This is a genomic window from Gaetbulibacter sp. M240 (assembly GCF_043876815.1).
Lineage (GTDB): Bacteria > Bacteroidota > Bacteroidia > Flavobacteriales > Flavobacteriaceae > Gaetbulibacter_A.
The window spans coordinates 383,159-397,389 of record NZ_JBAWKA010000004.1; the positions used below are offsets into that span (position 1 = coordinate 383,159).

Below are 14,231 nucleotides of genomic sequence, written 5' to 3' on the forward strand. Positions count from 1 at the left end.
TCTTAATACTTTAAAACTTCTATTAAGGCAGATTCGAAGCGGCTTTTCGCTAAATAATTATTTTCCAAACCTTTAGCAAATGGAATTGGTGTTTCTAAACTCCCCACACGTTTAACGGGAGCGTCTAAAAACTCAAAACATTGCTCCATAATTAAGGCTGAAATATCACTGATAACACTTCCAAATAAAGAATCCTCACTAAGCAAAAGGGCTTTGGAGGTCTTTTTTACCGATTTAAAAATGGCTTCGGTATCCAGAGGTTGTAAGGTTCTAAGGTCTAAAAGGTCTGCTGATATCTCAGGGTGTTTTTCCAAAACTTCTAAAGCCCAATGCACTCCGGCTCCGTAAGTAATTATACTAATATCTGTTCCGGATTCTACTAAACACGCTTCACCAAAAGGTAAGGTGTAATAAGCTTTTGGGACGTTTTGGCGAATACTTCTGTACAGCGCTTTATGCTCAAAGAACATCACTGGGTTAGGGTCATTTATAGCCGTATTCAGCAAGCCTTTGGCGTCATAAGGAAACGCTGGATATACAACCTTTAATCCCGGCGTCTTGGTAAACCAGGCCTCATTGGTCTGGGAATGAAATGGACCAGCACCAACACCGGCACCACAAGGCATTCTAATAACCACGTCAGCTTCTTGTTGCCAACGATAATAGGATTTAGCCAGATAATTTACAATAGGATTAAAGCCGGAGCTAACAAAATCGCCAAACTGCATTTCAACAACACTTTTCATTCCGGCGATACTTAGGCCCATCCCTACTTCAACTATAGCCGATTCACAAATAGGAGTATTTCGCACGCGATCTTTTCCAAACCATTCAAAAAATTGCTCGGTAATTTTAAAAGCACCGCCATATTCTGCAATATCCTGGCCCATAAGTACCAGATTATCATGACGCTCCATGCTTTGTTTCAAGCTTTCGGATATAGCATCAATAAATCGTATTTCTTTTAAATTATTATTTTCTTTAATACATTGATAATCATATGGTTTAAATACATCATTTAATTCATTAATATCAGTTGAAACAATCGTGTCTTCTGCGAAAGCCTTATCTAAATTTGTGTTAATTTCTTCAGAGATTTCGGATTTAATACCAGACTTTTTAGCCCCATCAATAATGCCTTTATCTTCTAAAAATTGCTCAAAATTCTCCACCGGATCTTTTAAAGCCCAAGCTTCCATCAAATCGTCCGGAACATATTTTGTGCCACTGGCCTCCTCATGGCCACGACGTCGAAATGTTTTAAATTCAACAAGAACAGGACGCGGGTTGTCCCGAATACTTTCCGCCAAACGACTGACGGTATTGTAAACCTCGAGAATATTATTACCATCCACAATACATGATTCCATACCATAACCGGGCCCTTTGTCAGCAATATTTTCACAGCGGTATTGTTCATTTGTTGGTGTTGACAAACCATAGCCATTATTTTCAACGCAAAAAAGTACAGGTAAGTCCCACACTGAAGCTACATTTAAAGCCTCATGAAAATCACCTTCACTTGTTCCTCCTTCACCGGTAAATACGGCTGTTACCTGTTGGTTTCCCTTTAATTTAGAAGCTAAAGCGATACCATCTGCTACGCCTAATTGCGGTCCTAAATGGGAGATCATACCCACTATAGAAAATTCCTGAGTGCCAAAATGAAACGAACGGTCTCTCCCCTTGGTAAACCCGGAAGCCTTGCCTTGCCATTGAGCAAAGAGGCGATATAGAGGTATTTCACGTGAGGTAAAAACGCCTAAATTCCGATGCATCGGTAAAATGTAATCCTCTTTCTGGAGGGCTAATGTCACACCCACAGCTATGGCTTCCTGACCAATGCCGGAAAACCATTTACTTATTTTTCCCTGACGAAGTAAAATAAGCATCTTCTCCTCTATCATTCTCGGCTTTAGCAGATTATAATAAAGTGAAATTAGAAATTCAGGCTGAAGCCCTTCGGTCTGAAAATCTATAGGGTTGGTTTGGGATTGTTGACTCATAAATTTCGTTCTGTCCTATGATCAAATATACCATAAAAAGTGGAATCTGTTATTTTGATCAAAGCCCTTTGTAGTAGCCGAATCTTTCCAATGTTTTTGTACATTTGTAATTACAGATATTTTAAAAAATAAATAATGAACAGTATTCCCAGCGTAGATTTAAATGATTTTATTTCGAATGACAGTTCTAAAAAACAAGCTTTTGTTGATGCTATTGGTAAAGCCTATGAAGAAATAGGTTTTGTAGCTTTAAAAGGCCATTTTTTAGATGACGCTTTGGTTGATCGCTTGTATAAAGAGGTTAAGAATTTTTTTGATTTACCACTTGAAACGAAACAGAAATATGAAATTCCAGGTATAGGTGGCCAGCGTGGCTACGTGTCTTTTGGAAAAGAAAGTGCAAAAGGTAAAAAACAAGGTGATTTAAAAGAGTTCTGGCATTTCGGACAGTATGTGGAAGATAATCCTGAATTAAAAAAAGAATATCCTGAGAATGTAATGGTCCAAGAATTACCGGACTTTAACGAAGTGGGTAAAGAAGCCTATAAAATGCTTGAAAAAACAGCAAAATTTGTACTTCGTGCTTTGGCTATTCATTTAGATCTGGAAGAAAATTATTTTGATAATTATATCCATAATGGGAATTCTATTTTAAGACCTATCCATTATCCTCCGATAAAAGAAGAACCTAAAGATGCTGTTCGTGCAGCAGCGCACGGCGACATCAATTTAATAACGCTTTTAATGGGTGCTCAAGGACGTGGATTACAAGTTAAGAACCACAAGGGTGAATGGATCGACGCTATTGCAGAACCTGACGAACTAATGATCAATGTGGGCGATATGCTGTCGCGACACACCAATAATAAATTAAAATCTACGATTCACCGTGTTGTGAACCCACCTAAAGAACTTTGGGGTACCTCGCGCTATTCGATTCCGTTTTTTATGCACCCTATTAGTAGCATGAAATTAAATGTTCTGGAAAGTTGTATTGACGATGAAAATCCAAAATTATACGAAGATATTACAGCTGGCGAATTTTTAAATGAGCGTTTAATTGAGCTTGGGTTGATCAAAAAATAAAATTTATGGATTTAAAAGATCAACTGAAAAATCTTTTTCCAGACCACGTTGAACCTGAATCTGAGGACAAGGAAGCACTAGTACCCAATATCTGGATTCAGGACGATCCTATTATTTGCAAATACGAAAAACGAAAAGGAAAACCAATCACCATACTGGAAGGTTACAACGGTGCACAGGAAGATTTTAAAATACTTTCTAAAGAAATTAAAACGACCTTGGGTGTTGGTGGAAGTTTTAAAAACGAAAAAATTATAATTCAAGGCGATTACCGAGACAAAATCATGTCGCTTTTAAAAGATAAAGGCTTTAACGTTAAACGCGTTGGAGGATAAAAGAATGTCGAAAAAACCTCTTCACATTACCAATGGTAGTGTTTTAACAACGCAACTTAAGGATCTTCGATTCACCGGAGAAATCCTTACCTGGCAGGAAATGTTGTGTGAAGGACCAACCATCGAAAAGATCGATACGCCTGAATTCTTGGAGCTTAGGCAGAATTTTTTTAGTTCTTATTATGATATTGAGTTAAATCTCGATGAGATAAAAATAGCCTTCGAGAAACTTGAAACTCCTGAAGCTTATTCAGAAATTAACCTGTGGTTTGAATACGATTTATTCTGCCATATGAATTTAATTGGGGTTATTGTTCTTTTACAACAAAAAAAATTCAAAGCACCCATATACGTTATAACCAGTGGTAGAATCCGTGGAAGCAAAAACTTAAAAGCTTTAACCGAACTGACAGACAATCAACTTTTTAGTCATTTTGATAAAAAATTGAAGCTCACACCTAAGGATATTGATATGGTGTTAACCATATGGGCCATCTATTGTGGAAAAGACCATAACTTACTCAAGCCTTACATCGTTACCAATTCCACCTTCAAATATCTCAGTAATTGTTTAAAAGCTCATTTGGAAAGGTTTCCAAGTACCTTTACAGGTTTGAATCGTATGGAGAGTAATATTTTAAGTATCGTTAGGGATAACCCCATTAAATCGAGAAACCATTTATTGGGTTATGCCTTGAACTATCAGGGTTATTATGGGTATGGCGATCTACAGATTAACAGAATCGTTGAAAAACTTAGTATTTTCTTCAATGAAACTAAGGACGAAATTACCCTAAATAGAAAAGGCTACGAAGCTTTACTAGGACAGCATAATTTTTCGGCAGAAATTAATAATAATTTACCCTTTGGAGGATTGTTTAAACTGGATTTTCAGTTTAATCCTCAAGAAAACAAACTAATTAAAACAGTATCCTAATGACCGTACAAGCCTCAGAGCTCATTTTAAATCCTGACGGAAGTGTATATCATCTCAATCTTAAACCAGAAAATATTGCGCATAACATTATTTTTGTCGGGGATCAGTATCGTGTTTCTAAAATTTCAAAGCATTTTGACGTTATACGTTTTAAAACTGAAAAGCGTGAGTTTGTAACACACACCGGAACTTACAACAATAAAGAAATTAGTGTGATCTCCACAGGTATTGGCCCTGATAATATTGATATTGTTATAAATGAGCTTGATGCCCTTGTAAATATTGATCTTGAATCACGATTGCCAAAAAAAGATCTCACAAGTTTAAATATAGTACGCGTGGGAACTTCAGGAGCGCTTCATGAAGATATCCCTTTAGATTCCTTTGTTTTAAGTGCTTTCGGCCTTGATATCAATGGTATGCTCCACGCCTATCAAACAAAAACTATTCAACATCAGGATATTGAAGACGCTTTTATGAAACATACGAATTGGGATCCCCAGAAAGCCAGACCATTGATAGTAAAGAACAGTGCCTTTTTAGAAAATAAATTTCAAAGTTCAAAAACACACCTTGGCCTTACGGTAACAGCAGGTGGATTTTATGGGGCTCAAGGACGTGTATTACGATTACCACTTCGCGATTCCGGTTTAATCGATGCTATTGCATCATTTAATTTTAAAGGAATACGTGCCACGAACTTTGAAATGGAAACATCTGCAATTTATGGCTTATCAAAACTTTTAGGGCATCATGCCTTATCACTAAATGCGATCATTGCCAACCGAGCTAATGGAACCTTTAGTTCAGATCCGGGCCAGACCATTGAAAATCTAATAACCTATGCTTTGGAAAGGTTTTAAAATCGAATACAAATGACTCAACTAAAAATAGGTGGTGTACCTGAGCATTTTAATCTGCCCTGGCACTTGGCTCAAAAGGACAAAGCCTTTAAAAAACAAAATATTGACCTTCAATGGCGTGATTTTCCGGGAGGAACCGGAGCTATGTGTCATGCACTTCGAAATGATGACATTGACGTTGCCATAATCCTAACTGAAGGTATCATTAAAGATATTATTGATGGTAATGCCAGTAAAATTATTCAAACTTATGTTGAATCCCCTCTAGTTTGGGGTATTCATGTCGATAAAGATTCGACCTACAGAACAGTAAATGATCTTAAAGGCACTACAGCCGCTATTAGCCGTTCGGGATCCGGATCGCATTTAATGGCTTACATTAATGCAGAGCAGAATCAATGGGATATTGAAAAAGATCTGAAATTCAATATCATTCAAGATATTGAAGGCGCTTTAACCGGTTTTAAAAACAAAGCTGTAGACTATCTCCTTTGGGAAAAATTCATGACAAAGCCTCTTGTTGATAATGGAACCTTGCGTCGTATAGGAAACTGCCTTTCTCCCTGGCCTTGTTTTGTTATTGCTGCTCGGGATGAAATCATTGAAAATAAACCGGAAATATTAAAAAGTCTTCTTGAAATTATAAATACTTACACTCGAGATTTTAAAGACACAGAGCAAATCGAAATTAGAATTTCAGAAATGTATAATATTCAAATTGAAGATGTACGGTCATGGTTAGAAATTACCGAATGGTCTCAATGTATCATGGACGAAGAAACAATATCAAACGTGCAAAGGCACTTGTTACAGGTAAAAATAATCCCAAATACTATTGAATACCAATCACTTATTAAAAAAATAATTTAAAAAGTGTAAGAAAAAAATTAACAAAGCCTTAAAATATTTATAAGTCTAAAAACATATATTTGTTCAAATCACAAAACCAAAACAATGAAAAACCTTTTAATAGCTATTTCTATTCTTTTAGTTATATCCTGCAAGCAAGACGCTAATGTAGATTATGTTGTTATTTCCGGGAAGGTCGCAAACCTTGGAGATAGCGAACTTACCATAAATACTAATGATAGATCTTTTACAGAAACTTTAGAATTATCAAGTGACGGTTCCTTTACGGATACGCTTTATGTAAAATCCCCTTCTTACGTACTTTATGACAGTCAACATCCCGTGTTTCTTCATTTAGAACCTGGATACAATCTGAATATAAGTTATGACAACAATGATTTTGAAAACTCGCTTAGTATCACTGGAAAAGGTGCTGAAGCCAATAATTACCTGATAGAAAAAAAATCACTTACCAAGGAGAAATTTGGAAATAGTAAGGATACCTATTCTTTGAATGAAGAGGAGTTTAAGGAAAAAATGCTGGCACTAAAGACAACTCAGGATTCCTTGTTGAACGCCACAGCAAATCTAGCCGAAAATTTCAAAGCTAAAGAATCCCGAAACATTAATTATGCCTATTTAAACAGGCTAATGAATTATGAAGAAGCGCATCAATACTATTCAAGTAACCCTGAGTTTGAAGTTTCAGAAGATTTTTTAGACGAAACGGAAACTCTTGATTACAATAATGAAGATGATTATTTGTATTCGAACGATTATCAAAGTATGGTAAAATCTTACTATATGACTAAAAGTAAAACCTTAGCTAAAAAGGATAGCTTACAAAATGATTTGGCATTTATGAAAACGGTAGGCGATATTCAAAGTGATACCATAAAGAACACATTGCTATTTGATTTTGCCAATTTTAATATTAATTACGCCAAAGATCTAGATACTTTTTATGATACTTTCATGACCCACACTACAAATGAAGACCATAAAAAGGTTATCAGTGATAAATACAAAGAGCTTCAAGCTTTAAATCCCGGCAATCCTTCACCGAAATTTGTGGATTACGAAAATTATGCAGGAGGAACCATGTCGTTGGATGACCTCAAAGGAAAATATGTTTATGTAGATGTTTGGGCTACCTGGTGCGGACCATGCAAACGTGAGATACCCTTTTTAAAAGAGGTTGAAAATCAATATCATGACAAAAACATTGCTTTTGTAAGTGTATCCATCGATAGACGTCAAGATCATGAAGCCTGGAAAGCTATGGTAGAAGATAAAGAGCTAGGTGGCATTCAATTATTTGCCGATAACGACTGGAAATCTCAATTTGTAACGGATTATAAAATTCAAGGTATTCCAAGGTTTATTTTGATTGATCCAGAAGGAAATATTGTTGATGCATCTGCGCCAAGACCTTCTAATCCTGATCTTATCAACTTGTTTGAAGAATTGAATATTTAATATATCTTAACGGAACACAAAGCTCACAAAAATGTGGGCTTTTTTGTTTTTAATCGTCCTGGTCATTTTCTTCTTCCGGGGGCAACTGCGGTTGTTCAAACAAACTCAAATATGCCTTTCCCAAATAATCAATAACATGGCTGGCTGTTAAACTTTGGTAACCAAAATTTTCTACAGCGATATCAGCAGCTTTCCCATGCAAATAAACCCCAAAAATAGCAGCGGCAAGTGCGCTGTAACCCTGAGCCAATAAACCAGTTATAATACCGGTTAATACGTCGCCACTTCCTGCCGTAGCAAGACCCGGATTTCCTGTAGTATTGATATACAATTTATCTTGAAACACGGTTATAGTATGAGCACCTTTTAAAACTATAACAGCGCGATATTTCTTTGAAAAGGCCTTTACTTTTTTCAACTTTTCAAAATCATCAGACCACGTCCCTATCAGTCGTTCCAATTCTTTAGGATGTGGCGTAAAAATAGAATGAAGCGGCAATAATTTTAAAAGAGCCTTCCTCTTAGCCAAAATATTCAAAGCATCAGCATCAATAACAAGTGGAGTCTTATTGTTTTGCAAAAACGCTTCAAAGGCATCCATGGTATTTGGAGAAGTTCCTAATCCCATACCTATGCCAATAACAGTAGGTTCCATGTCAAAAGAAATATCCGTAATTTCATTATCGTCTATATCAGTAAGCACCATAGCTTCAGGAAAGGCCGACTGCAAGGGGATATAGCCGCATTTCGGAACATAGGCAGACACTAATCCCGAACCGGCACACAAAGCTGCCCTACTCGATAAGATTACGGCCCCTATTTTACCATAACTACCTCCAATAATTAGGGAGTGACCGAAAGTACCTTTATGAGAAAATTTTTCTCTTGGGATATATAATGGCAACACTTCATGTTTACCTATTAGATCCGCTTCTGTCTCTACAGACATCAAATAGTCCTGATCTAAACCGATATCCAAAACTTCCCATTGTTGTGTAAATTTAGCGGTCGCCGGTAAAAAGAACACCAATTTCGGCGAAGCAAAACTCAAGGTATAACCAGCCCAAACGACGGCGTCGTCATCTTTTACAGGCTGCTCTAAAAATAACCCTGATGGTACATCAATAGATAAGGTAAAGGCTTTTGATTTTCTAAAATGCATAAACAGACCTTTCACCCAACCAATTACCGGTCGGTTAAGTCCTATACCAAAAACAGCATCAACTATGATGTCGTCTTGATTCATTTCAGGAAAGGATGATTTATCTTCCAGTACAATGGGCCAGGACTTGGTCATTGATTTCACCTTATCATAATTAACCAAAAAATCCTTGGACCGCTTGTGACTGTAGTTTACAATATAGGTCGTTACGTTATATCCGTGGGAGATTAAATGCTGTGTTAAAACCAGCCCGTCGCCCCCGTTATTCCCAATGCCACAAAATACATGAATGGGAACCTGAGCACCTTGCATGCGGAGATGTATCCAATTAAAAATTTGGCTTCCCGCCCGGTCCATGAGCTCTGTCGAGCTAATTCCCTGGTTTTTCAGGGTTTGTTGATCAGCTTCGTAAATTTGTTCTTTAGAGAAAATTTTCATGAAACACCGATTATTGATTTATCAATTCTTCGCGCTTAAAGCGGAATTTTTTTTATAAAAATTGAGACTATATAAGAATCCCGCAAAAAAATTAAACAAGTTTTTTTATTAGGTTAAAAGTAATACTTTTGAAGGGTAATAAATAGTAATAATGTATCAATCAAACGCTAATAACGCATTTTCATTTTCTTTTTTCTCAGAGAAAACTGCTTCTTTGTTTGTTACAACCACCACGATTACAACCCCTTGGGGTTATTAATTACATTTCCTTCAGGTCTTTGCTGTGATTTCAAAAATCACCTCTTTATCAATTATTTTTTCAATTTACAACGTATTAAAACATGAAAGTTTTAAAATTTGGAGGAACCTCTGTTGGGTCTTCAAAAAACATCAATAAGGTTATAGCCATTCTCGAAACTTATTCGAAGGATGAAGATGTAATATGTATCGTTTCAGCTGTCGGCGGCATTACAGATAAATTACTTTTTGCAGGACAGCAAGCTCAAAACAAAGATGCCGGTTATATCGAAACATTCAAAACTGTTGAAGCCATCCATACCGACATTATCAATGCTTTAAATGAAACACCAACAAAATCCTTAATAGATCATATTAGTATTACTTTAAAGGATCTAAGAAGTCTTTTGGACGGTATTTTTCTAATTAATGAGTTATCTCCTAAAACATCAGATAAACTGGTTGGTTTCGGAGAAAAACTATCTTCGTTAATTATAGCTGAAACCCTTATAAATAGAGGGCTTTCTGCTGCGCGGAAGAATACACAGGAACTCATTATTACAAATTCAAATTTTACAAAAGCTGAAGTTGATTATAGCATCAGTAACCAATTGATAAGAGAATATTTTAAATCATCTGATAAATCAATTACTATCCTTCCCGGATTTATTGCCAAATCCAGAAATGGCGAGGATACTACACTAGGTCGCGGTGGCTCTGATTTTACAGCAGCTATCATTGCTGCGGCATTACATGCAGATACTTTAGAGATCTGGACAGATGTAAGCGGAATGTATACAACGAATCCAAAACTGGTAAAACAAGCTTACCCGATAAAAAATATATCCTATCAGGAAGCTATGGAACTCTCCCATTTTGGTGCCAAGGTTTTGTATCCACCAACAGTGCAACCTGTTTTGGATCTTAATATCCCAATTCACATTAAAAATACGATGGAACCCGAAGCCGACGGTACTATAATTTCAAATAGTCCGAGTAATGGGTCTAAACCGGTAAAAGGTATCAGTAATATCAACGATATTGCACTTTTAACCCTTCAAGGGAGTGGCATGATCGGTATTCCAGGATTCTCAAAACGCTTATTCGAGACCTTGTCACAGGAAAAAATCAATGTGATCCTTATTACTCAGGCGTCATCAGAACATTCTATTTGTTTGGGGATTGAAACCAATGAGGCTGATCGCGCTAAAACAGCTATTGATCAAACTTTTGAATATGAAATAACCTGCCATAAAATTGAACCGCTTACAGTGGAAAAAGATCTTTCTATTGTAGCTCTTGTAGGTGATAATATGAAAAATCATCAGGGTTTAAGCGGTAAAATGTTTAGTGCCTTAGGTAGAAATAATGTGAATATTCGGGCGATCGCTCAGGGCGCCTCAGAGAAAAATATCTCGGTAGTAATTGCCGAAAAAGATGTAAAAAAAGCCTTGAACACCTTACACGAGCAATTCTTTGAAATAAAAACCAAACAACTTAATGTCTTTATTACAGGCGTTGGTAATGTAGGTGAACGCCTGGTAGAACAAATTAAAGCACAGAAAAAGTATTTAAAGGACAACTTAAAAATCAATATTCGTGTTGCTGGTTTGTCAAACTCCAGAACCATGACCTTTAATGAAGATGGTATTGATTTAAAAGATTGGAAATCTGTGTTAGCTGCTGGTGAAAAAGCTTCTTTAAATGTTTTTTTTGAAACTGTAAAAAGTATGAATCTCCGCAATAGTATTTTTGTTGATATTACTGCTAATGCTGATGTTGCAAGTCTTTATGAAGATTATTTACGCGAAAGTATCGGTGTGGTAGCTTGTAATAAAATTGCCTGTTCCAGCGATCTGGATCATTATAATTTATTAAAGCGACTATCCTTGAAATACAATGCGCCATTTTTATTTGAAACCAATGTAGGTGCCGGTTTACCAGTAATAGATACTTTAAATAATTTAATTGCATCAGGCGATAAAGTTACATCGATACAAGCGGTGCTTTCAGGAAGTTTGAACTTTGTATTTAATAACTTTAACAAGGATACCAAATTCTATGATGTGGTGAAACAGGCTGCAGCTGAAGGTTACACCGAACCTGACCCTAGAATTGACCTCAGTGGCGTTGATGTTGCGCGAAAAATATTAATTTTAGCGCGGGAATCCGGCGTTGAAATGAATTTGGAAGACATTGAAAATAAAACCTTTTTATCTGAATCCGGATTACAAAGCGACACCGTTGAAGATTTTTATCAAACCCTGATCAAGGATGAGGCGCATTATCAAAAGCTATACGCTTCAGCAGCTTCAAAAGGGAGTCAGTTAAAGTATGTTGCTAAATTTAATAAAGGCAAAGCCAGCGTAGGATTAGAGGAAATTCCGCAAGGACATCCGTTTTATAATTTAGAAGGAAAAGATAATATTGTGATGTTTTACACCACGCGTTATCCAGAACAACCTATGATCATTAAAGGTGCGGGAGCTGGTGCCGATGTAACAGCTTCAGGATTATTTGCAGATATCATTAGAATCGGAAACAATTAAAAATGGATAGCATAAAAATAATATCGCCTGCCACAGTAGCTAACGTTTCATGTGGTTATGACGTACTAGGATTTTGTTTAGATCACGCCGGTGATGAAATGATTATAAGGAAGGTTGAAAAGAAAGGCATTTTTATTTCCAAGATCGAAGGCTACGACCTACCATATGATTCCAGGGAAAATGTTGCCGGGGTTTCTGCTTTAGAAATGTATGATAACATTGATGTCGATTTTGGTTTTGAAATTGAGATCTTCAAAAACATAAAACCTGGAAGTGGCATTGGAAGCTCTGCGGCTAGTGCCGTTGGAAGTGTTTTCGGTATGAATGAGTTGTTGGGTAGGCCCTTCAATAAAACGCAGCTTACGGCTTTTGCTATTAAAGGAGAAGCGATCGCCAGTAAATGTGAGCATGCCGATAATCTTGCTCCAGCCATATTTGGAGGTTTTACTTTGGTAAAGAGTATTTCTCCTGTAAAGGTTTTAGAAATACCCACGCCGCCGAACTTATTTGCCACTATGGTTCATCCTCAGATAGAAATTAAAACAGCTGAAGCTCGTGCTATTTTACCGAAACAAATTTCCATGGATAAAGCCATTACGCAATGGGCCAATGTAGGTAGTCTTATTCATGCCCTGCACACTAATGATTATCAATTAATAAAAGAGTCGCTTGTAGATGTGGTTGTAGAACCGCATCGCAGTGCATTGATTCCCCATTTTGACGTGGTTAAAAAAGCCGTTCTGGAAACGGGGGCATTAGGTTGTGGGATTTCGGGTTCGGGCCCCTCGATCTATACCTTGAGTGAAGGGCCTGAAATGGCTGAGAAAGTTGCTGAAACCATAAAAAATATATTTTCAAAAACAGACATTGCCTTTGATGTATTTGTAAGTAAAATAAATACAGAGGGAATTAAAATATTAAAAGACTAATGACCTATTATTCGTTACATCATGAAGCGCCTAATGCGACGTTTAGAGAAGCTGTAATAAAGGGATTGGCGCCAGACAAAGGCTTGTATTTTCCTGAAAGCATTACGCCTTTACCAAAATCCTTTTGGAATGATATTGCAAATTTATCTCATGAAGTCATTGCATATGAAGCCATTAGACAATTTGTTAGTCCGGATATCCCTGAAGCAGAATTAAAACGGATCATTCAAGAAACACTATCTTTTGACTTTCCTGTCGTTGATTTAAATGAACAGATTTCTACTTTAGAATTATTTCACGGGCCTACAATGGCTTTTAAAGATGTCGGTGCGCGTTTTATGGCACGTTGTCTAGGGTATTTCAACAGAAATAACAATAATGAAGTTACTGTATTAGTAGCCACTTCCGGAGATACTGGTGGCGCCGTTGCTAATGGATTTTTGGGTGTAAAAGGTGTTAATGTAGTGATCCTTTACCCGAGCGGAAAAGTGAGTGATATTCAGGAAAAACAGCTAACCACCTTAGGTCAAAATATTAAAGCTTTGGAAGTCGATGGCACTTTTGATGATTGTCAAACCATGGTAAAGCAAGCCTTTCTCGATGAAAACTTAACAAGTAAGATGGCCTTAACCTCTGCCAACTCTATAAATGTGGCACGTTGGTTACCGCAGATGTTTTATTTTATGTTTGCCTACAAGGCGTTACATGAAAAACATGAAAACCTCGTATTTTCTGTGCCCAGCGGGAATTTTGGTAATATTTGTGCCGGTATGATGGCCCAACAACTTGGAATGCCAGTGGAACAATTTGTTGCTTCTAACAATGTGAATAATGTCGTTACAAGATATTTATTGTCACAATTATACGAACCAAAACCAGCCATCCAAACCATCAGTAATGCCATGGACGTTGGAGCGCCCAGTAATTTTATACGCATTCAGGAAATCTATAAAAATAACTTTGAAGCCCTAAAAAAGTATCTTAGCTCTTATAGCTTTACTGATGAGGAAACCAAATCTGCGATGTTAGAAATATATCAGAAATACAATTACGTCGCCGATCCGCATGGAGCTGTGGGTTATTTAGGCTGCAAAGCTTATTTAAAAAAACACCCAAAAGCACACACTGTGTTTTTAGAAACGGCACATCCAACAAAATTCTTGGACGTCGTTGAAGATGTTATATCGGATAAGCAGGAACTTCCAGAACAAATCAAAGCGGTAATAGACAAAAAAAAGAAAGCTACTTCAATTGCCTCGTATGAAGATTTAAAAACTTTTTTGTTGACCTGATTTTTAACAAACCTTTTCCAATTTCCGCGAAAGCGGTATTATAAATTTTCAATACATTTGCGCAACTTT

General features: G+C 36.8%; 11 protein-coding genes. 9 read left to right on the forward strand and 2 right to left on the reverse strand.

Annotated elements, in window-relative coordinates:
• Positions 1-2: 2 nt before the first annotated feature.
• Positions 3-2,006 (reverse strand): thiamine pyrophosphate-dependent enzyme, encoded by a 2,004-nt coding sequence (locus V8G61_RS12960; RefSeq protein ID WP_394876257.1) that lies wholly within the window; start codon positions 2,004-2,006, stop codon positions 3-5.
• Positions 2,007-2,141: 135 nt separating this feature from the next.
• Here V8G61_RS12960 and V8G61_RS12965 point away from each other — a divergent pair, with 135 nt between their 5' ends.
• From V8G61_RS12965 to V8G61_RS12990, 6 genes are all read left to right on the forward strand, one after another.
• Positions 2,142-3,092 (forward strand): isopenicillin N synthase family dioxygenase, encoded by a 951-nt coding sequence (locus V8G61_RS12965; RefSeq protein WP_394876259.1) that lies wholly within the window; start codon positions 2,142-2,144, stop codon positions 3,090-3,092.
• Positions 3,093-3,097: 5 nt separating this feature from the next.
• Positions 3,098-3,427 carry a translation initiation factor gene (locus tag V8G61_RS12970; protein WP_394876261.1) on the forward strand — a complete coding sequence of 110 codons (330 nt, stop codon included), beginning with the start codon at positions 3,098-3,100 and terminating at the stop codon, positions 3,425-3,427.
• Positions 3,428-3,431: 4 nt separating this feature from the next.
• Positions 3,432-4,364, forward strand: a complete 933-nt coding sequence (locus V8G61_RS12975) for a DUF1835 domain-containing protein (RefSeq protein WP_394876263.1) — start codon at positions 3,432-3,434, stop codon at positions 4,362-4,364.
• Positions 4,364-5,227 carry a nucleoside phosphorylase gene (locus tag V8G61_RS12980; RefSeq protein WP_394876264.1) on the forward strand — a complete coding sequence of 288 codons (864 nt, stop codon included), beginning with the start codon at positions 4,364-4,366 and terminating at the stop codon, positions 5,225-5,227. Before V8G61_RS12975 ends, V8G61_RS12980 begins: the two co-directional genes overlap by 1 nt.
• A gap of 12 nt (positions 5,228-5,239) precedes the next feature.
• Complete coding sequence (locus V8G61_RS12985; RefSeq protein WP_394876266.1) at positions 5,240-6,097, forward strand: substrate-binding domain-containing protein; 858 nt, start codon at positions 5,240-5,242, stop codon at positions 6,095-6,097.
• An 84-nt stretch (positions 6,098-6,181) separates the two neighbouring features.
• A complete protein-coding gene (locus tag V8G61_RS12990) occupies positions 6,182-7,555 on the forward strand; it encodes a TlpA family protein disulfide reductase (protein WP_394876267.1) in 1,374 nt (457 codons plus the stop codon).
• 49 nt (positions 7,556-7,604) lie between these two features.
• Here the strand turns inward: V8G61_RS12990 and V8G61_RS12995 are convergent, their stop codons facing one another.
• Positions 7,605-9,155, reverse strand: coding sequence for an NAD(P)H-hydrate dehydratase (locus V8G61_RS12995; protein WP_394876268.1), 1,551 nt, complete (start codon positions 9,153-9,155; stop codon positions 7,605-7,607).
• Positions 9,156-9,496: 341 nt separating this feature from the next.
• On the opposite strand from V8G61_RS12995, the gene thrA reads away from it, so the two are divergent.
• Genes thrA through thrC form a run of 3 tightly spaced genes read left to right on the forward strand, consistent with a single transcriptional unit; the run spans position 9,497 to position 14,162 of the window.
• The gene (thrA, locus tag V8G61_RS13000; RefSeq protein ID WP_394876270.1) at positions 9,497-11,941 is read left to right on the forward strand and encodes a bifunctional aspartate kinase/homoserine dehydrogenase I; all 2,445 of its coding nucleotides are present in this window, start codon (positions 9,497-9,499) and stop codon (positions 11,939-11,941) included.
• A 2-nt stretch (positions 11,942-11,943) separates the two neighbouring features.
• Positions 11,944-12,870 carry a homoserine kinase gene (locus V8G61_RS13005; protein ID WP_394876271.1) on the forward strand — a complete coding sequence of 309 codons (927 nt, stop codon included), beginning with the start codon at positions 11,944-11,946 and terminating at the stop codon, positions 12,868-12,870.
• Positions 12,870-14,162, forward strand: a complete 1,293-nt coding sequence (gene thrC / locus V8G61_RS13010; protein WP_394876272.1) for a threonine synthase — start codon at positions 12,870-12,872, stop codon at positions 14,160-14,162. The genes V8G61_RS13005 and thrC overlap by 1 nt, the downstream gene beginning before the upstream one ends.
• The last annotated feature ends 69 nt before the right edge of the window (positions 14,163-14,231 follow it).